The organism is Streptomyces sp. NBC_01237 (assembly GCF_035917275.1).
Classification (GTDB): Bacteria; Actinomycetota; Actinomycetes; order Streptomycetales; family Streptomycetaceae; genus Streptomyces.
Map to the genome: position 1 here is coordinate 500,411 of NZ_CP108508.1, position 18,058 is coordinate 518,468.

General features: G+C 70.4%; 17 protein-coding genes. 8 read left to right on the plus strand and 9 right to left on the minus strand.

Annotation, left to right across the window (positions count from 1 at the left end):
* Nucleotides 1–51 precede the first annotated feature (51 nt).
* A complete protein-coding gene (locus tag OG251_RS02305; protein ID WP_326675322.1) occupies nucleotides 52–687 on the minus strand; it encodes a TetR/AcrR family transcriptional regulator in 636 nt (211 codons plus the stop codon).
* Nucleotides 688–814: 127 nt separating this feature from the next.
* Here OG251_RS02305 and OG251_RS02310 point away from each other — a divergent pair, with 127 nt between their 5' ends.
* From OG251_RS02310 to OG251_RS02320, 3 genes are all read left to right on the plus strand, one after another.
* Nucleotides 815–2,245, plus strand: coding sequence for an amidase (locus tag OG251_RS02310; RefSeq protein WP_326675323.1), 1,431 nt, complete (start codon nucleotides 815–817; stop codon nucleotides 2,243–2,245).
* A gap of 227 nt (nucleotides 2,246–2,472) precedes the next feature.
* The gene (locus OG251_RS02315) at nucleotides 2,473–2,829 is read left to right on the plus strand and encodes a hypothetical protein (protein ID WP_326675324.1); all 357 of its coding nucleotides are present in this window, start codon (nucleotides 2,473–2,475) and stop codon (nucleotides 2,827–2,829) included.
* Nucleotides 2,830–3,159: 330 nt separating this feature from the next.
* Nucleotides 3,160–3,306 carry a hypothetical protein gene (locus tag OG251_RS02320; RefSeq protein WP_326675325.1) on the plus strand — a complete coding sequence of 49 codons (147 nt, stop codon included), beginning with the start codon at nucleotides 3,160–3,162 and terminating at the stop codon, nucleotides 3,304–3,306.
* 265 nt (nucleotides 3,307–3,571) lie between these two features.
* Here OG251_RS02320 and OG251_RS02325 read toward each other — a convergent pair whose 3' ends face one another.
* Nucleotides 3,572–4,132 carry an SMI1/KNR4 family protein gene (locus OG251_RS02325; protein ID WP_326675326.1) on the minus strand — a complete coding sequence of 187 codons (561 nt, stop codon included), beginning with the start codon at nucleotides 4,130–4,132 and terminating at the stop codon, nucleotides 3,572–3,574.
* Nucleotides 4,133–4,619: 487 nt separating this feature from the next.
* Here OG251_RS02325 and OG251_RS02330 point away from each other — a divergent pair, with 487 nt between their 5' ends.
* Nucleotides 4,620–4,859: an alpha/beta hydrolase gene (locus OG251_RS02330; RefSeq protein ID WP_326675327.1), complete on the plus strand. Its 240-nt coding sequence runs from the start codon at nucleotides 4,620–4,622 to the stop codon at nucleotides 4,857–4,859.
* Nucleotides 4,860–4,894: 35 nt separating this feature from the next.
* On the opposite strand, the gene OG251_RS02335 is transcribed toward OG251_RS02330, so the two are convergent.
* Nucleotides 4,895–5,332, minus strand: coding sequence for a winged helix-turn-helix transcriptional regulator (locus OG251_RS02335; RefSeq protein ID WP_326675328.1), 438 nt, complete (start codon nucleotides 5,330–5,332; stop codon nucleotides 4,895–4,897).
* Nucleotides 5,333–5,443: 111 nt separating this feature from the next.
* Between OG251_RS02335 and OG251_RS02340 the strand changes: the two genes are divergently transcribed.
* The gene (locus tag OG251_RS02340; protein WP_326675329.1) at nucleotides 5,444–6,082 is read left to right on the plus strand and encodes an NADPH-dependent F420 reductase; all 639 of its coding nucleotides are present in this window, start codon (nucleotides 5,444–5,446) and stop codon (nucleotides 6,080–6,082) included.
* Nucleotides 6,083–6,247: 165 nt separating this feature from the next.
* Here the strand turns inward: OG251_RS02340 and OG251_RS02345 are convergent, their stop codons facing one another.
* From OG251_RS02345 to OG251_RS02355, 3 genes are all read right to left on the minus strand, one after another.
* Nucleotides 6,248–7,810 (minus strand): mucoidy inhibitor MuiA family protein, encoded by a 1,563-nt coding sequence (locus OG251_RS02345; protein ID WP_326675330.1) that lies wholly within the window; start codon nucleotides 7,808–7,810, stop codon nucleotides 6,248–6,250.
* Between the two features lie 8 nt (nucleotides 7,811–7,818).
* Entirely contained in the window at nucleotides 7,819–9,894 is a 2,076-nt protein-coding gene (locus tag OG251_RS02350; protein WP_326675331.1) for a DUF4139 domain-containing protein, read from the minus strand.
* A gap of 200 nt (nucleotides 9,895–10,094) precedes the next feature.
* Nucleotides 10,095–10,382: a hypothetical protein gene (locus OG251_RS02355; protein ID WP_326675332.1), complete on the minus strand. Its 288-nt coding sequence runs from the start codon at nucleotides 10,380–10,382 to the stop codon at nucleotides 10,095–10,097.
* 138 nt (nucleotides 10,383–10,520) lie between these two features.
* Between OG251_RS02355 and OG251_RS02360 the strand changes: the two genes are divergently transcribed.
* Nucleotides 10,521–10,904: a winged helix-turn-helix transcriptional regulator gene (locus OG251_RS02360; RefSeq protein WP_326675333.1), complete on the plus strand. Its 384-nt coding sequence runs from the start codon at nucleotides 10,521–10,523 to the stop codon at nucleotides 10,902–10,904.
* Between the two features lie 116 nt (nucleotides 10,905–11,020).
* On the opposite strand, the gene OG251_RS02365 is transcribed toward OG251_RS02360, so the two are convergent.
* The 3 genes from OG251_RS02365 to OG251_RS02375 form a co-directional block, all read right to left on the minus strand.
* Complete coding sequence (locus OG251_RS02365; protein WP_326675334.1) at nucleotides 11,021–12,283, minus strand: MFS transporter; 1,263 nt, start codon at nucleotides 12,281–12,283, stop codon at nucleotides 11,021–11,023.
* Nucleotides 12,280–13,431, minus strand: coding sequence for a PLP-dependent cysteine synthase family protein (locus tag OG251_RS02370; RefSeq protein WP_326675335.1), 1,152 nt, complete (start codon nucleotides 13,429–13,431; stop codon nucleotides 12,280–12,282). The genes OG251_RS02365 and OG251_RS02370 overlap by 4 nt, the downstream gene beginning before the upstream one ends.
* Nucleotides 13,432–13,565: 134 nt before the next feature.
* On the minus strand, nucleotides 13,566–13,967 hold the full coding sequence (locus OG251_RS02375) for a hypothetical protein (RefSeq protein ID WP_326675336.1): 402 nt from the start codon (nucleotides 13,965–13,967) through the stop codon (nucleotides 13,566–13,568).
* A 342-nt stretch (nucleotides 13,968–14,309) separates the two neighbouring features.
* Between OG251_RS02375 and OG251_RS02380 the strand changes: the two genes are divergently transcribed.
* Together OG251_RS02380 and OG251_RS02385 are read left to right on the plus strand one after the other, a co-directional pair.
* Nucleotides 14,310–17,426: a DNRLRE domain-containing protein gene (locus OG251_RS02380; RefSeq protein WP_326675337.1), complete on the plus strand. Its 3,117-nt coding sequence runs from the start codon at nucleotides 14,310–14,312 to the stop codon at nucleotides 17,424–17,426.
* On the plus strand, nucleotides 17,423–17,869 hold the full coding sequence (locus tag OG251_RS02385) for a hypothetical protein (RefSeq protein ID WP_326675338.1): 447 nt from the start codon (nucleotides 17,423–17,425) through the stop codon (nucleotides 17,867–17,869). Before OG251_RS02380 ends, OG251_RS02385 begins: the two co-directional genes overlap by 4 nt.
* Nucleotides 17,870–18,058: the final 189 nt, after the last annotated feature.

Below are 18,058 nucleotides of genomic sequence, written 5' to 3' on the forward strand. Positions count from 1 at the left end.
CGGACCGCACCATCTTCGACTCCTCCTTCGGCTGCTCAAAGGAACACTGCGTTACGACGATGGCTCCGGGGCGGCGCGAGGAGGCCGGCCCGGTTGCTCCCAGAGGTTGGCCAGGTGTGTATGGAGGACGTCGTGTGCCCCGTGCGGAGTGAGGTGGCCGATGAGGACGTGCGCGGTGAGCCCGTCAGCGAGGGCGAGGAGGGTGCGGGCCTCGCGTTGCGGGTCGAGGGGCACGGCGCGGTCGGTGCCCTCACCGGCTTCCGAGATGAGACGGGTGAACGTCGCCTGAAGGGTTGCGTAGTTCGCCTTCAGCGTCTTGGCGAGCGCCTCGCTGACAGCCGCCTGCGCGACGAAGGCTAGCCAGACCCTGGCCTCGGCGCGGTGCTCTTCCCTGAGCAGTGAGATCTCGGTGACCGCGTGCCCCAGCGCGGTGCCGGCCGACTGGGCCGGGCTCCTGACGAGGCGGGCCCGTACGCGCTCGGTGATCCGGTCGCCGATGTGCCCGAGCGCGAACACGAGCATCTCTTCCTTGGTACGGAAGCACCGCTGAACAGCGCCCATCGACACCTGCGCGCGGGAGGCGACGTCGCGAAGGGTCACACCCTCCAGCCCGCGCTCGTCGGCGAGGTCGCAGACCGCCTCGGCGATGAGACGGCGTCGGCTCACATGATCCACCTGCCTGGGCATGCCCGGTCGCCTCCTTCGTTTCACAGCGCTCCGCCTTGCGTCGCACTTTATGCGATGCGCTCGTATCGGTTCCAGGGGTACGGTTCCGATGCAAGCGCATTGGTACGTGGATGAGGGAGGAAGAGCCATGCAGGACGCCCTGTGGAAGATGCCGGCCACCGCGCAGGCGGAAGCTGTGCGCAGCGCGGAGGTCTCGGCTGTCGAACTGGTCGACAGTCATCTGGATCGCATCGCCGAGGTCAACCCGCGGATGAACGCGGTCACACAGCTCCTGGCGGAGCGCGCACGTGAGGCCGCGGCACAACTGGACCGTCGGCGGTCCGCCGGTGAAGCGCTGGGGCCCCTCGCGGGCGTCCCCTTCACGGTGAAGGAGAGCACCGCCGTCGAAGGCGTGCCCACCACGTTCGGCACGGAGCGCTTCCGTGATCTGGTGGCGTCGGCCGACGCACCCCCGGTGGCACGGCTGCGCGCAGCCGGGGCCATCCCCATCGGGCACAGCAATATCCCCACACTGATTCTGGCGGGGATGCACACGCGCAGCGAGCTGTTCGGCGACACGGTCAACCCATGGGACAGCAGCCGGACCCCGGGGGGCTCCAGCGGAGGCGACGCCGTGGCCGTCGCCACGGGCATGGCGGCGCTCGGACTCGGCAACGACTCCGGCGGTTCGGTGCGTATCCCGGCCCAGTTCTGCGGCGTGGCCGGGCTGAAGCCGTCCACGGGCCGGTTCCCCGCCGACCACCGTGTGTTCGGCCCGGAGGACCCCGGGCCGGCGTCCCAGATACTGGTCACCGACGGCCCGCTGGCCCGGAACGTGGGTGATCTTCGGCTTGCCTACGAGGCGCTGGCCGGGACTGATCCGCGAGACCCACGCGCCGTGCCGGTGCCTGCCTACGGCCAACCGCTCGCCGGGCCGGTGAAGGTCGCGGTGGTGGCGGACCCCGGCGGTCACGGCGTCCACCCCACGGTCCGCGCAGCCGTCACGACCGCGGCCGACGCGCTCCGCGACGCCGGGTACGACGTGCGCGAGGTGCCGAACGTACCGCGTATGGACGAGGCCCTGGAGGCGTACGGCCGGATCACCGTGACCGAGTTCGCCCCGACCTGGCCGATGGTCCGCAAGCTGCTCGGCAAGGGCGGGGACCGCTATATCGAGATGATGATGGAGCAGACCCCGCCCGCAAGCGCGGCCGAGTTCATGAAACTGATGGGCACCTGGATGAACGTCCGCCGCTCATGGGCCGAATTCCTCGACGAGTACCCGCTGTTGCTCGGCCCGGTCTTCACCGAGCCACCGGTCGAGCCGGGGCTGGAGTCGCGTGACAGGTCGGGCAGGGAGCGGGTCGGGTCGGGAATGCGTCTGTGCACCGTGACCAGCTTCGTGGGCGTACCCGGTGTGGCCGTTCCGACGGGGACCGTCGGCGGGCTCCCTTCCGGAGTCCAGATCGTCGGGCGCGCGTTCCGGGAGGACCTGTGCCTGGAAGCGGCCCAGGCGATCGAGGACCGGCTCGGGGTTCTCACACCGGTCGACCCGCGCGTGGGAGGCCGGACCGCTTGAGCACGTGCGCCCTGAGGGGTGCACACGCTCGGCTCGCTCCGCACAGCTCCGGCGTGAGGGTGCGAGGGCGTGAGGGTGTGAGGGTGTGAGGCAACGCTGAGGATGTAGTGGATGAGCTGCGCAGCACTACCTGGCAGACAGTGCAGGTGTCCCAGGCTGCCCTGCCGGCGGTCACGGTGGGTCAAACGTTGTCGCTGGAGGCTGGTGATCAGTAGGTTTGTGCCATCATGACGACGCGAATTCTGAGGTTCGGCTTGTACGCGGACGAGCAGGGACTGGCATGGGTCAGAGAGCTGGTCGACGGTGCCGCAGCCTCCCGGAGCACCCGCATCATCAGGGCGGACGTTGCACGTACCTACCCTGACAGCGACCTCACTACCGCGGAGATGTACGGCTCTCTGGCGGAACAGTGGGCCTTCGAACACCCTGGCCGCAACAGCGGCGAGCGGGAAGCGGTTGAGCTGCGCGTCCACGTGGAGTGTTCCCTGCGGACTTGGCGAGCGATCCGCAAGACAGTGATCAAAGCCCTGTGTCCGGAAGGAATGGCGCCCCACGCTTGCCGTGTTCCGTGGTTCGCTGCCTGAGCCGGTGTACGCGTCTCGGCAAAGAGATCTCCTGCACTCTTCGTTCGGCTGATCCCGGCTGCCCGTCCGCCCCTTGCCTCGGGCGGCGGCTCGCGGTGAGGTGACGGGGAGGACGAGAGTGCGGGCGCAGACCGCGGCGGGCAGATCGGCGGCGAACGGGGCCCTGCGAGCTGGATGCCGGGTACGCGGAGCTGTGCTGTTCGCCCATGGCGCAGGCACTGATGGGCGGTGGGGCGGTGGCGAATCCGCTTTCCCGGGCAACCAGGTGACGAAGGAACCCGTCTACAGGATCGAAACAAGCCACAGGGACGGACCGAAGGGGATCAGAGCATGGAAGAGGCTGCGGGTTCCGCCGTCGTGCGCGTACTGAAGGGCGTGGGCTGGCTCGCGTTCAACGTGGTCGGCACGGTGGGCGACATGCTCGCCGTCCACATCCCGTGGAACAAGCGGAACGGGCGCTCCTCCGAGAACGGATAGCACCGCCACCGGGAGACAGCACACCGCCCGCAGAGCTCCGGTCTTCTGCCGCACGCGGGATTGCCCGCCGCACCGCAGGTGCCCGCAGCCGGGCTGTCAGGGGCCTCACCGAACAGCTCCCGCAATGCGCCCTGGACGAGCACCTCTTCGGGCTCAGCACCCTGTTCCGGCAGTGCCGTACGAACACGTGCGGGACTTCTTGGTACGAGGCGGGGGCGCCCTCAAGAACCTGATGCGACGCCGCCTCCGCTCCACTCCTGGAGAGTCACTCGGCGTCATACCAGGGCTTCTTCGCTGCCCAGTGCTGGACCCAGCCGGCAAAGCCGGGTTCAGCGGTGGTGAACCCGAACCGCTCGCCGAAAGGGGCTGCTCCGACGTCAGTGATCAGCCAGACGTGCCCCCGGTGAGGTCCGGCGACAACGAGATGCCAGTTCATCGCGCACCCGTCGGTGCCGAGCACGACCGTTCCGTGGTTGCAGACCTGCTCAAAGATCTCGTCGGCATCATCGGCCCGGTCCGATTCCTCCTCCCACATCCATGCCGCCGCCAGCGGGAACGGCTTGCTCAAGTCGCGTTCCCGCTCGTCATCGCCCCAGTCGTCGGGCAGCTCCGCCACCGGCAGCAGCCCGTACTCGGGCGGCCCCGAGTACGAACCGTCCGTTATCTCGGCGACGAAGGTCCGATACGGCTCGGGCAGCACGATTCCGTGATCCGCCTCGAAGGCGTGGACTGCCTCCCAGCCGAGAGCCGACCCGTCGCCCCCATCGACATCGAACGCCGCGCGAAGCGCCGCCAGCTCGGCAGGGTCAGCTTGATCAATGTCCATGCGGCATGGATACCACCTCGCAGTGACAACGCCCTCGGATGCGTTGGTACTCGGCGACGGACCTCGGAGCCCTCGCAGGAGGGCCGGTGTGTGGGCGGACGCGAACACGGGAGGGAGCCGGGCTCAAGAGGGGCGAAACCGTGCCCCCGGGACGCCGCAGCGGAATGCGGGACCCTGCGCCTGCCCATCGACTGGGCACGCCCGGACGCCGAGAGGTTCGATCTCGCGGTGGCCCGCCGCAAGGCGACCGATGCGGAGCGCCGGGTCGGTGCGCTGCTGGTCAACCCGGGTGGACCGGGCGATTCGGGGGCGGACTTCACCGTACGGCGTGCCATGGCCCACTTCAGCGCGGACGTTCAGCGGAGGTTCGGCATCGTCGGATTCGATACACGAGGTGTCGGAGGAAGCCAACCGGGCACGTACTCAACGGAATTGCTGGACCCACCCGCAACACCGCCTGCGCATCACGGAGTCGCCGAGGAACCTCATGGTGCACTCGCCGCACTATCCGGCGAACGACTACGCGTGGGCGACCAATGTGCACCGGCAGACGCGCGGCACGACCGTACTGCTGCCGTACGAGGGTGCGGGTCACAGCGTCTACGGGCGCGGTGACTGCACACGCGACGCCGTGGACGACTGCCTCAGGGAGCGGAAACCCCCGAGCGCCGGGAGCCGCCGTGCCCCCGCCGCGAGGACTGATGGCTTCGGTCCCTCGGCTCCGTAAGCCTCTCCGCACCGGTCAAGTCGGTGCCGAGGTGGTCAGTACCGGGTCGGGCGAGTGCCGGGGCTGGTCATTCCGTGCTGCTGGGCATCGTGTGCCTCGCGGGCGACATCGATCTGTTCGATGTTCTGCTCGGCCCAGCGGGTCACGGCCTGCATGACGGGCACCAGGCTCTGCCCCAGGGGGGTGAGCGCGTAGTCCACGCGTACCGGCACGGCCGGGGTGACCGTGCGAGAGAGCAGACCATCGCGTTCCAGGCGACGCAGAGTCTGCGTGAGCATCTTCTGGCTTGCCCCTGCGATCGCACGAGCCAGCTCTCCGTATCGGCGCGGGCCCTCGGCCAGCTCCTTGAGGATGAGAGCGACCCACTTCTCGCCCATGCGGTCCAGAACCCGATTGGTCGGACAACTGGTGAAGCGGGCCCGGTGCGAGAGGCGCGCCTCGGCGTGTCGTTGACCGGCAGAGCGCGTGGTCATGGCATCCCTTCGCGTGCGTCGGCCACTTTGAAGTGCGTACTCCCTGCCAACGGTAGCGCCGCCTAGCTTTGCTCATGAGCAATCCCTGTCTGATCAAGGAGCGAACAGACCATGACGACGATCACCCTCCTCGGCTCCGGCAGCGTGGCCCGGGCCCTCGCCGGCCCACTGCACCGGGCGGGGCACAACGTCATCGTGGGTTCCCGCGACCCGCACAGGGCGGCCGTCGGCTGGGCCGGTTCCGGGATACAGGTCACTGGTTCGCGGGACGCGGCCGGGTCGGCCGAGGTAGTTATCAACGCCATGCCCGGCTCGGCGTCGCTGGATGCGCTCACCGGCCTCGCCCCACAGCTGACGGGCAAGGTGCTGGTCGACATCGCCAACGCCACCGAGCTCGACTCCGCCGGTTTCGCATCGGCGCCCCTGTATCCGGGCAGCAGCCTCGCCGAGGAGATTCAGCGGGCGCTGCCCGACGTGCGCGTGGTGAAGACCCTCAACACGATGCACGAGTCGGTCATGGCCGCCCCGGCCGAACTGGCCATCGCCCCCTGCGCCTTCGTCTCCGGCGACGATGCCGACGCCAAGAAGGTCGTCCGCGGTCTGCTTGCCGAGCTGGGCTGGCCGCCGGAGTGGATCATCGACCTCGGGGACGTGCGGGCCGCCCGGGTGCCCGAGGCGTTCGTGCTGATGGTCAGCAGTCTCGTCCGTGCGCTGGGACCAGTGCCCTTCGGCATGGCGATCGCTCGATGAGGCAACGACGAGCCGGCTCCCCCCGCGCAGCCTTCCGCCTCTCGACGAAGCTGTCGTCCAGGTCCTGAGATGCCCGGCATGCCGCGTTCGACCGGCGTGATGCGGGAGAGGCGCCGACTCTCCCGCATCACGCCGCATCAGCAGGCGTGCGGCGACCCACCGAACTCAGAGTCCGGTGACCTTCGCGCTCGCCGACAACTCGTAGACCAGGGTGACCGTGCGACGGCCGCCCGGCGGAAGGGTGACGTCCCAGCGGGCGATGCCTTCGGCATCGACCACGTCGGGGGCCGGGGCGCACGCGTCCTTGTGAAGACGTACGTCCACCGCCGAGACCTCGGAGACCGGGATCCGCTCCCGTAGGGCGACCACTCGCTCGTCGTGCTCCCCCGGGGCGGAGAACCGGGAAAGGTGCAGCCGCACCGTGCGGGTGACCACGGTCCGCTGGCTGATGCCGACGGAGTTGCGGGACTCCTCGGCCTGCCGGACCACCCTGAAGTCGTCACAGCTGCCGAACGCCAGCTCGACGGGGGCGCCGGGGGCGGTGAAGTCCAGCGTGCCGCGGCCGCTGAAGCCGGTGCCGCGGACCAGGTCCACGGGCCCGGCGAGCAGTGCGTGGCCGGACAGGTTGTCGAACCGCACCACCTGGGTGACCAGGGGGGACAACTCCGGTGAGCACGCGTACTCACCGGGCGCGGCCGTGGTGAACGCGGAGAGCGCCACACGATGGGCGCGGCCGTCACCGGGCACCGAGACCGGCGCGGGGGGTCTCAGCACTCGTGCCTCGCCGCCGTCGTCCACCCCCGGCAGGCCGAGCACCGGGGCCGGGCCGAGGGCCCCGATCTCCTCCTCGCGCAGTTCGACGTCGACGGTGCGGCGCTCCGCCGCGGAGCGGTCCGTGAGCGTCAGCCGGTCCTCGTCCAGCCGTGGCGGTTCGGTGGCCAGCGCCGAGCGGGCCGTCGACAGCGTCAGCCGTACGTCCGACCAGTCCTCACCGGTGCGCTGCCAGACCATCGCATCGGTCTCCAGCGTCAGGGAGCCCCCGTCGAGCACGGCCCGGTAGGCGGGCCGCCACAACGCGCACGGAGTGAGGTGGCTCAGGCGCAGCCCGGCCGGCCCGGCGACCGCCGCCTCCACGGTCAGCTCGACATGACCGGCCAACTCGGCGGGCTCCTCCTCCGCGAGGTGCATGACCCGCTCGGCCTCACCGAGTTCGGCGCTCAGGGAGGCCAGCCGGGCCTCTGCGCCGCGGAGTTGCTCGCCGTACGTCGCGCGCTCATCGTCCACCCGGTCCAGTTCGCGGGACCAGCGTGTCCGGTCGCTCTCCCCGGAGCCGGCTCCTTCGCCGATCTCCCGCAGCAGATCGGCGGCGAGGCGGCCGAGCAGGTCGAGGCGGGTCCGCAGCCGGTCGCGCCGCTGCCCCAGGGTCAGCCGCTCCTCTTCGAGGGTGTGTACGCGCCGGCGCAGGGCGGAGTCGTCGTCGGTGGAGGACAGCGGCCCGCGCGGTGTCCAGGTGCGGACGATCCGCACGTCGAGCACGGTCGCGGGGTGATCGGCGGTCAGCTCGGCGTGGAGGGTCCGGTCGACGGCCAGCGCACTGACCGGCCCGAGACGCAGCCGCTGGACCCCGGCCTCCAGGTCGAGCACGACGGTGCGTTCGATGTGGGCCCGGTCTTCGAGGCATGTGACGGCGGTGACGGGGAGGGCGATCGGCTTCGGGGCCGTGGACATGGTGTGTGTCAGCTCCTGCGGTTGCCGCCGGCCAGGGCCTTGCCGGTCGGGATGCGTATCTCGTAGCCGCCGTCGAAGGCGGCAGTGGCGCCTGCGGGCAGGTCCAGCCGCCAGACGCGGGTGCCCGGCGCATGCCGATCGGGCCCCGTGCCTTCGTCGGGTGCCGCCCAGTCGGCCCGTTCCTCTATCCGTACGTCCGGTTCCGAAGTGACCGGGACCCGCTCGCGGACTTCCACGGTGACGGGCCTCGCGAGCCGATTGGCCAGTTCCACATGGACGCGGTGGTCGAGCACGGTGGTGTTGTTGCGCAGGCCCGAGGTCGACTCGTGCAGGTTCGTACGCCGGGTGACCCGGATGCCCTCGGCCGGCCCGAGCCCCACCCGGCGGACACCGCCGGGGGCAAGCGTGGGCAGTGCGGCGGTCAGCAGGAACTCGTCGTCGACGGTGACTTCCACCGGGCCGGCCAGCAGTGCCTGGTCGGTGGCGTTGGAGAGCACCAAGGTCGCGAACACGGTCTGCTCCACGGACGGCACGCAGAGGTACTCGGTACGCAGACCGACCGGGATCTCGCCGACGGTGACGGTGTGCCAGATGCCGTCCGACGGAATGTCGGCGCGGGCGGTGGCATCGAAGCGGTGGTCGAAGGATCCCGCCGATTCGCGGGGGCGTACCGCCTGTCCGGGCAGCGGCAGCGTGGACACCGCTTCGGCGCGGCGGCGGTACTCGGCCGCCACCGGGTCGAAGGGGGAGTTCGGAAACAGCCGTCCTCTGCGACCGCTCTGCTCGTCGGGGCCGCACAGGGCAAGGGCGGCGTAGTCGAGCTCGGCGCCGCTCGGCTGCGGCGGACCGGCTTCGGGTGCCGGAGGGGGCGGCGGCGCGGACCGGGCGGAAGCCGCGGGAGCCATGGGGGCGGGGGCACCCGCGAAGGGCCTGCCGCCGGTACGCGGCCTGTCGCCCGGTCGCGCCCCGGCCGGAGGCGCGAGGGCGGGCATCCCGCCGCCGAAGGCTTCCGGGGCAGCGCCGAAGCCCTGCGGTGCCGTTGGACCGCCGTAACCCGACGGTGGAGGCGGCGGGGGCGGAACAGGAGCGGCCCCGGAGCCTCCGGCGGCGCTCGCCGACGCGAAGCCGGCCCCGACAGCGACGGGTCCGGCGGTCACCGGGCGGGGGCCTGCCGTGTCGTACCCGGAGAACAGGCCGGCCAGCCCGGCCGGGGGCTCCCGCCAGCCAGGAGGCGTGGGGGCGGGCTGACTCCGTCCGATCCGGATCGAGCGGAGCCTGGGCAGATCGGTGCGGCGCCGAAGATCGGCGGTGGCCAGGGCGATGCGCACGCCGGTCCAGTCCTCGCCGGTCCGCTGGGCGACGGAGGCGCGCAGCACCAGACGGCCGCTGCCGTCGCCCTGACGGTGGGCAAGACGGTAGGCCGGCACCCAGATGGCGCCCGGCACCCCGTATTCCAGCTCCAGTTCCACCTCCGTGTCGTCGGCGCCTTCGAGGGTCAGGACCGCGCAGACCGTGGTCTCCACATGCGCCGACGGCGCGTCGGTGGTGGCGCGGTCGAGCCTGTCGGCGGCGACGCCGAGCTCGTGCTCGACATCGCGCAGGGCCTCCTCCGCTTCGACGAGGCGGTTGTGCAGTCCCGTCAGCCGCTCGTCGACGAATGCGGCGAGCTCCAGCCACGCGTCCACCGGGGTGCTGCGGTACGGGTCCTCGCGTCTGCGGGCAGGGGGGACCGGGTGGAGGGCCCTGACCTCCTCGATCCGTTTCAGCTGTCGGTCCCGGTGTCCCTGCGCCGCCGCGTACGCGTCGCTCAGCCGCTCGAACTCGCGCCGCAACTCGTGGGGCGTGCCCGTACCGCGCGGCTCGGCCTCGACTTCCACCCGCGCCTCGGTGACGCGCACACCGGGCGGGCCCAGGACCCGGGTGCGCAGCGAACCCGGGTCCAGCGAGCGGGGCAGTCCCGTCACCCGCACCCGGCCGTCGGGCGACGCGCTCCCCCGGGCCAGGCGTCGGCAGACCGCGCCCTGCGCGTACACCATGACCGAATCGAGGGTCGAACCCCACCTCTGTGCCGGCTCAGCCGTCATGTGCTCCGCCCCGCCCCCTGTCGCGTGCATGCTGAGCGAAGCCTACGCCCGGACGGTCCGCGGGTCCGCGTGGAGTCAGGGGGACGGGCCCAAGGGGGCCAACGGCCCCCGGACGACGTCGAGACCGTCGTTCCGTCCTTTCCCGGCGCCCCTCGGCGTCGCCCACGCGGTACCCCAAGGGTCAGCGGGCCGGGGACTCGTCAGCTGATCCTGACGCCCGATCCGGGAGCCACGAACTGCTGGTCGCCTCCGTGGACGGTGCCCACCGGCCCCTGGGTGCAGTGCGAGTCGGAGAGGATCTCCGCGTGGGTGTCGGTGTCGTCGGTGACCGTCGCGGGATCGCTCGCGGCGTAGCAACCACTGGAGTTCTCGTACACCTGACCGTTGATGATCAGGACGCCTTCTGCCGCGTGTGCCGACCGGGGGACGGTGAGGGCGAGCATCCCGGCGGCTGCGGGGCTGCCGAGGGAGATCGGAGTTCGGTGCATGTGGGGGTGTCTTCCTTTGAAGAGATCGATCGTGGCCGTCGTGATCGCCTCCGCCTCGCTCTCTTGTGGTTACCCGGGAACTCCAGGAGAGTCTTGGCCGACCTGGAAGAACGTACTTTTCGGTGAGTGAGGAACCTGATGGTGAGCAAGCAGATACTCGAAGTCCTGCCCGAGGACGCCGACCTGAGGCGCGCGGACTCCCTGGCACGGGAGATCTTCTCGGACGTCGCCAACAAGTGGGCGCTCCTGATCATCGAGGCGCTCGGGGAGAGCACCCTGCGCTTCAGCGAACTGCGGAACGAGGTCGAGGGCATCAGCCACAAGATGCTCACCCAGAACCTGCGCATGCTGGAGCGCAACGGCCTGGCCGACCGGAAGGTGTATCCCACCGTGCCGCCGCGGGTCGAGTACACACTCACCGAGCCGGGCCGGGCCCTGCGCGCCACGGTGGACGCCATGTGCGGCTGGACCCGTCAGTACCTCGGCCACATCGAGGACTCGCGCGGTCGTTTCGACGCCTGAAGGGCGCAACGCCACGCGCCCGTTCCGTGCTTCCTTCATCGATCGCACATTCGCTCCGACGGCCGGGCGGAGCCCCCCACGAACGGTGCTGGACCCCGCCCGGCCGGCTGTCGCGGTCAGACGGGAGCGATCCGGGGTGCCGGTGCCGCGAGCCGCCCGGCGCGGGCCAGGGCGAGGACCGCGCCCGCGCAGCCGGCACCGGTCAGCGTCAGAACGGTCCACACCAGCCACAGGGCCCGGTGCTGCTCGGCGTAGCCCCACAGGGCCCCGGTGGCCAGGTTGCCCACAGTGATCCCGATACCCGACACGGTGTTGTAGAGGCCGTAGTGGGTGGCGACGAGACGGTTGCCGGACAGGGAGACGACGGTGTCCATCTCGAAGGGGTAGACGACCGCACCGGCGGCCGACAGGGCGATCACCGCGGCCGCCAGCGCGGCCAGCGTCATGGTGTCCGGAACGGCTGTGCCGTTCGCCGTCGTCAGGGCGAGCGGCACGAAGGCGAGGCCCATCAGCACGAGCCCGCGTACGAGGGCCTGTTCACCGCTGAAGCGGGATGCCACCCAGCCGGTCAGCCGCAGTTGCCCGACGACGGCCACCGCTGCGGACAGGACGAACAGCAGGCTGGTGGCCTTCGTTCCCGCTGCTCCGAACGCGTCGCCGGCGGCGAGCGGCAGCGCGAGGTAGACCTGGAAGGTCAGCACGTAGGAGCCGATCATCGCGCACGAGAACAGCAGGAACGGCCGGTTGGCCGCCACCGTGCGCCACTGTGCCAGCACCCCGCTCCCCGGCCGGCCGCTGTCGGCGGCGCGGCGGGCGGGCAGACACCGGCCCTGCAGTACGGTCAGGGCGGCGAAGATGCCCGCGGCCACCACGCACACCAGACGGAAGTCGGCCGCCAGCAAGGCGAGACCGACCAGCGGGCCCAGCAGCATCCCGGCCTGGTAGTAGACGTTGAACGTGGCGAACGCCTCCACCCGCCGCTCCCCCGCCCCGGCCGCGAGGTAGGCGCGCACGGCCGGGTTGAACAGGGCTCCGGCGAAACCGGTGGCCGCCGAGGCGATCACGAGAACGGGCAGGCTGTCCACGACACCGAGCAGGGCGAACCCGCCCGTCCGCAGGACGCACCCGGCCATGATCGGGACTTTGCAGCCGTAGCGGTCGGCGATCGTGCCGCCGATGAGGAACATGCCCTGCTGGGAGAAGTTGCGTACCCCCAGCACCAGGCCGACCGCCCACGCGGCCAGTCCGAGTTCACCGGCGAGGTGCGCGGCGAGGTAGGGCATGAGCATGTAGAAGGCGAGATTGATGGCGAACTGATTCACCATCAACAGCCGTACCGCGGGCGGGAAGCTCAGGGTGGAGGTCCACAGCATCCTCATCGCCGCGCTCCCGCCGGGCTCGCCGCACCCGTGTCGCGGGCCGGGGCCGGAGCGGGGTCGAGGACGGTTTCGCACGTCGTCCACCGTGTGACGACCCGCTCGCCGGGGTGAGCGATCCGGTCCGGGGCAGCGGCCGGTTCGCATCCCAGCAGCCGGCGCTCCCCGCACCAGGCGTCGTCGAAGACCGTACCGGCGTAGCGGTGCGGGCCGTCGGGGAACACGGCCGCGATCCGGGCCTCGGCCGGGAGCGTTGTGGCGAGATGCCGGGCGACCAGGGCGACCGCTCCCACGCTCCACCCGCCGGTGGCGTACCGGGAGCGGGCCAACGCCCGTGCCGCCCACACCGCTTCACCGGCCGCAACCCAGTGGACCTCGTCGAACAGGGTGTAGTCGACGTTGCGCGGGTAGATGCTGCTCCCCAAGCCCCGCATCAGCCGTGGTGCGGCTTCCTGGCCGAAGATCGTGGAACCGCAGGTGTCGACGGCAACCACCTTCAGGGCGGGGAAGAATCCGCGCAGGACCGAGGCGATGCCGGCGGAGTGCCCACCGGTGCCCACGCTGACCACCAGGGCGTCGATCCGCCCGAGCTGGGCGACGAGCTCCTGGGCAAGGCCCACGTACGCGGTCACGTTGTCGGGGTTGTGGTACTGATCCGGACACCACGCATCCCGGTGGCCCGTGAGGAGTTCACCGACACGCTCACGTCGGGCCTGCTGCCAGCCCCCGACGGGATGCGGCTCCGTGACGGTCTGCACATCGGTGCCGTAGGCGGCGAGCAGGCCCGACACCAAGGGCTCCATGCCGGGGTCGGTGACCACGGTGACGGGGTGGCCGAAGACGATCCCGGCCAGCGCGAGCCCGAGGCCCAAGGTGCCGGAGGTGGATTCCACGATCCGTGCGCCGGGCAGCAGGTCGCCGCGCTCACGGGCGCGTTCCACCATGAAGAGGGCGGTGCGGTCCTTGATGCCGCCGGGGTTGTGGCCTTCGAGTTTGGCCCAGAATCCGCGCCCGGCACTGGAGAAGGGCTCACCGACCCACAGCACGGGGGTGTCACCGACCAGAGCGGCCGGGGTATGGGCGCGGCGTGTGGCTCCGGACAGCATCTGGGCCGGGGCCAGGACGGAAGGGGGCATGAGGGATGAGTTCATCGCGCTGATCTCCTGCCGGACCGCAGCGCCCCGTCAGGGCGGTGGCGGGCCGGGGTGTTCGAGGACGGAACCGCTGGGGACGACGACGCCACCGGGCGCGCGATGTCGCGGGCGCGGCCGGTGGCCCGGTCCTCTCAGGTCCGCCACACCCCGAGCTCGGCGCGCGCACGGCTGTGCTCCGCAGGGTGGGCACCGCCTGCGCACCACCTAGCCCGGCTCTTCGCTGCCTGCCGGCAGGCACCCTCTCCCGGGAGGAGCCCGTCGTCGGCCGCCGGGGGCGCGGGCAGATCCGCCCGCGGGCCGGCCTCGGCGGGCTCATCCACCCCGGTGCACTCCACCGCGGCCCCGTGGTCACACAGTGCCGCAGCGACGGCGGCGACGGACGCCCCGGCGGGATGGACGTTCGGCGAGGTGGTGGCCGCGACGGCGGCCACCGTGTCGGTGCGGGGCATCCCGGCGGCCTGCGGACCGTGGGCGCAGCCGAGCACATGCAGCAGCCCGGCCAGCACCGTGATCAGCACCAGCAGCCGCGGCACAGGCCGGGGCACATTCCGGGGCACACGAGGACCCGCTCCCACCATCACGGCACACAGGGTATTCGATCCCTTACATAAAGTGCTCGCCAGGTCGCGGGGCGGCCAGTCCCCGCCTCCATGAACGGGACCCTCGCGCCACCGGGTTGCCGCCGCCGGAGTCCGCCCGCACGGCAACGGCCGGAGCGAACTCAGATACCTACCGTTCGGCAGAATTTGTCAATCTTTGTTCAATTTAGCCTCATTGTCGAGCAAATTCTTGGGTGCGGAGTCCCTATATGATCACCTCCGGCATGCCAAGGAAATATGCATTTGGCATGTCTTTGACACGCAAGAGGGGGCAAGATGAACAGACGGTTCACAGCGGCGGCCACGTCGCTGGTGCTGTCCGTCACGCTCGCGCTGCAGTCCGCGAGCGCTGTTCAGGCCGACGAGACGTCTGGGGAGACGTCGTCGGCAACACGTACGAACGGCAACGGTGTTGAGCGGGTCACCGAAGCCGCCGACATCGAGTCGGCGCGACTGGCCGCCGTCCTGACGGGCCGTCGGGTGGAGGCCCTGTCCGAACGCACCGGAGACTCCACCACCTGGGTCAATCCGAACGGATCACTCACCACGGATGTCGCCTCGGGCACGGTGCGAGTGAAGGAGAACGGCCGGTGGAAGCGGATCGACACCACTCTGGTCGACACCGGTAGCCGACTGGAGCCGAAGACAGCGGTCGCGGCCGTGGAACTGTCCGACGGCGGAGGAGAGGACTTCGCCAGCGTCACCCGCGGCGAGCGTACCTTCGGCCTGGACTGGGGCACGGCGCTGGCGGATCCGCACATCCAGGGAGACACGGCCGTCTACCCGTCGGCGGTACCGGGCGGAGACCTTCACGTCACGGCGCTGCCGCACGGCTTCACCGAGTCGCTCATCCTCAAGAAGCGTCCCACCGAACCCGTCGAGCTGCGCCTTCCGGTGACGCTGACGGGCATGGAGCTGAAGAAGACCGCCCAGCGGCATCTGAGGCTGGAGGACAGCGCCGGCGGGCTTGTGGCCAGCGCCCCGGCGCCGAGGATGTGGGGCACCGGCACCGATCCCGTCTCCGGGGAACCGCTCAAGGACGCCGAGATCGCCACGGCCATCGAGAAGACGGCCGAGGGCACCGTACTCGTGCTGCGCCCGAGCGAGGAATTCCTCAGCGACCCGGACCTGACCTATCCCGTCACCATCGACCCGACCACCACCCTGGCCGCGTCGACCGACACCTGGGTAGCCACGAACTACCCCGACTCGCAGCGGGGCTCGACGGAGCTGAAGGCCGGCACGTACGACGCGGGTACGACGAAGGCGCGCTCCTTCCTCAAGTTCGACGTCGCCAAGTACACCGGCACCCACATCCTCGGCGCGGAGCTGCGGATGCACTCCTACTGGTCCGCCAGCTGCTCGACCGCGAGCACAGGCGTGGAAGCCCGACGCATCACCCAGAGCTGGGACCCCAGCGCCGTCACGTGGGGTGCTCAGCCCGCCACCACCGCCACCGGAGCCGCGGTGTCCAAGGCCGCCTACGGCTTCAGTTCCGCGTGCCCGGCGAACTTCATGCGCTGGAACGTCACCGGCATCGCCCAGGCATGGGCCGGTGGCGAAGCCAACCACGGCCTCCAGATCAAGGCCGTGGACGAGCAGGACTCCCTGAGCTGGCGCCGGTTCCGGTCCGCCAACTACGTGAACGGCTCGCAGGGACCCACGGAGCCCGCGCTGTCGATCACGTACAACACCAAGCCCGGTGTGGGTACGCTCGTCAGCCCGGTATCCGGTGCGGTGACCGCTGACACCACACCCACGCTGCAGGCGAAGGCCAGTGACGCGGACGGCAATCAGGTCCGCATCACCTTCGAGGTCTGGAACGCCGCGGGTACCACTCGGGTCGCCACCGGCAACTCCGCCTACGTCGCCTCGGGGAGCACCGGCGCCTGGACGGCACCGGCACTGCCCGCAGGCGCCTACAAGTGGCGCGTGTCCACCTTCGACGGAACCGATGCGAACGGCACCTGGTCCGGCTGGCGCACACTGACCATCGACACGTCGATACCCGCGGCCCCCACCGTCCTCTCCACGGTCTACCCGGCCGACGGACTGTGGCACGGTGACGCGGGCACCCCTGGAACATTCACCCTCACCGACCCGGCCGGCAAGGCCGTGTCCGCCGAGTACGCCCTCGACGACGAACCCGCGCGCACCGCGACGCTCACCGGTGGCAAAGCGGTTGTCACCGTCACACCCGCCACCCGCGGCGTCCACTCCCTGACCGCCCGGGTCAAGAACGCCGCCGGTACCTGGTCGGAATGGCGCGAGTACACCTTCCAGGCCGGCTCCCTCACCGGGAATCTCTCCACCTCCTTCATCAACGAGATAGCCGAAACGCACTTCTCCGGCGTTCTCCACCCCGTCGAGGAGGAGGACGAGACCACCGAACCGACCGAGGACATACCGGAGGAGGACGACACCCCGCCCGGCTACGTCGAGGAGGAGGACCCCGAGAAGATCGAGGACGAGGAGAGCGTCGCGGCGGGCCCGGTCACCGAACTGCCCGCCACCGCCGACAGCACCGTAGTGGGCACCAGCGCCGACGGCAGCGCACAGACCCTCATCGACCTGCCCGTCGCCACCACTTCACAGGCCGAGCTGAGCAGCACCGGCCTGGTGATCTACCCGAACACCCAGCAGGACGCGGACACCGTCGCGATCAGGACCGAGGCCAGCCAGGTGGAGCTCTTCCATCTGCTGCGCAGCGCGAACGCACCGCGCTCCTTCACGTACACGGTGAATCTGCTTCCCGGCCAGGAGATGACGGCCGTCTCCGAGAACACCTTGATGATCGTGGACGAGCAGGCAGGCTTCGCCACCTTCGTCTCCGCCCCGCTGGCCGTCGACGCCAAGGGGACCGCCGTCCCGGTCTCCATGACGGCTTCCGGCTCCGCGATCGTCATCTCGCTCGCACCGGCCGCGGGTCAGACCGTGCACTACCCGGTCCTCCTGGATCCCAGCGCCTCCGGCTACGGGATGACCCCGTCGGAGAAGCGTTACTGCTGGCTCAACCCCTATGACTGCTCCAAGGCCCGTGACCAGGCCTCGGTGGCGGTCCACTACGCCAAGAAGTACTACGCGGACAAGACCCTGTACCAGGGCACCGGCGACGCCTTCCGGCACTGCTACTGGAACGCGATGATGGAGATCTTCGTCGACCACGAAACCGCCTACGAGGTCGCCACCCGTCACGAGTCGCAGTCCAAGGGCAACGACAAGGAAATGGACCTCCGGAACAACAAGATCGGCCGCGCCATCGGACGGAGCTACAAGAGCAACAACCCCAAGGCGAAGGCATCCAGCAAGTCCCGCAGCGCCTGCAAGAGCTACGTGTCGAAGGGCAAGCTCTGGATCATCAAGAACAAGAAGCTTGTGAGGAGCAACGCATGAACCGCCTTCTCCACCAGCGGGTCGCGCCGGCACTGCTGATCGCGCAGATCGCCTACATCGTCCTCCTGGAGCTGCTGTTCGGCCTGTCCGGACCGGACACCGCCGAACTCGATCACACCGCGCCGTCCCCCACAGGTGACGCCCTGTTCACCGGGCTCCTGATCCTGACGGTGCTGGCCATGGGAGGAGGGGCGGCGCTGCTGGGCTGGAAGAGGGTTCAGGCCTGGGCTCCGCCCACCGCCCGAGCGGCATGGCTCGGGGCGCTCGGGCTCGGCGAGATCGCCCTCGCAGCGGCCTTCCTGAACGAGGCCCTTCGGCAATCCCCCGGCCCGGACACCCTGATCGCCGCACTGGCCATCGTCGTCAGCCTGGCCATCACGCTGACCTGCGTCGGCGAGGTCCAAAGGCATCTCCGCAGCCTCAGGCCCGCGACGCAGGGCTGAGCGCACCGAGGCAGCCACCGGCAGTGATACGGGGAGAGTCCCCGTATCACTGCCCAGGTCCCGCCTGCTCCCCGAAGGAGCAGGCGGGACCTGCCACGCGTCTCCGCGCATGCGCCGTGCCGGTCAACGCGTATACGGGTTCGGCCCGACAGTCCGGTACGGGTGGGTCGCCCCGCACCTCACAGGGCG

Coding starts and splice junctions, on each gene's coding strand:
- OG251_RS02305 (WP_326675322.1), bottom strand. CDS start 687: ATGCCCAGGCAGGTGGATCATGTGAGCCGACGCCGTCTCATCGCCGAG.
- OG251_RS02310 (WP_326675323.1), top strand. CDS start 815: ATGCAGGACGCCCTGTGGAAGATGCCGGCCACCGCGCAGGCGGAAGCT.
- OG251_RS02315 (WP_326675324.1), top strand. CDS start 2,473: ATGACGACGCGAATTCTGAGGTTCGGCTTGTACGCGGACGAGCAGGGA.
- OG251_RS02320 (WP_326675325.1), top strand. CDS start 3,160: ATGGAAGAGGCTGCGGGTTCCGCCGTCGTGCGCGTACTGAAGGGCGTG.
- OG251_RS02325 (WP_326675326.1), bottom strand. CDS start 4,132: ATGGACATTGATCAAGCTGACCCTGCCGAGCTGGCGGCGCTTCGCGCG.
- OG251_RS02330 (WP_326675327.1), top strand. CDS start 4,620: ATGGTGCACTCGCCGCACTATCCGGCGAACGACTACGCGTGGGCGACC.
- OG251_RS02335 (WP_326675328.1), bottom strand. CDS start 5,332: ATGACCACGCGCTCTGCCGGTCAACGACACGCCGAGGCGCGCCTCTCG.
- OG251_RS02340 (WP_326675329.1), top strand. CDS start 5,444: ATGACGACGATCACCCTCCTCGGCTCCGGCAGCGTGGCCCGGGCCCTC.
- OG251_RS02345 (WP_326675330.1), bottom strand. CDS start 7,810: ATGTCCACGGCCCCGAAGCCGATCGCCCTCCCCGTCACCGCCGTCACA.
- OG251_RS02350 (WP_326675331.1), bottom strand. CDS start 9,894: ATGACGGCTGAGCCGGCACAGAGGTGGGGTTCGACCCTCGATTCGGTC.
- OG251_RS02355 (WP_326675332.1), bottom strand. CDS start 10,382: ATGCACCGAACTCCGATCTCCCTCGGCAGCCCCGCAGCCGCCGGGATG.
- OG251_RS02360 (WP_326675333.1), top strand. CDS start 10,521: ATGGTGAGCAAGCAGATACTCGAAGTCCTGCCCGAGGACGCCGACCTG.
- OG251_RS02365 (WP_326675334.1), bottom strand. CDS start 12,283: ATGAGGATGCTGTGGACCTCCACCCTGAGCTTCCCGCCCGCGGTACGG.
- OG251_RS02370 (WP_326675335.1), bottom strand. CDS start 13,431: ATGAACTCATCCCTCATGCCCCCTTCCGTCCTGGCCCCGGCCCAGATG.
- OG251_RS02380 (WP_326675337.1), top strand. CDS start 14,310: ATGAACAGACGGTTCACAGCGGCGGCCACGTCGCTGGTGCTGTCCGTC.
- OG251_RS02385 (WP_326675338.1), top strand. CDS start 17,423: ATGAACCGCCTTCTCCACCAGCGGGTCGCGCCGGCACTGCTGATCGCG.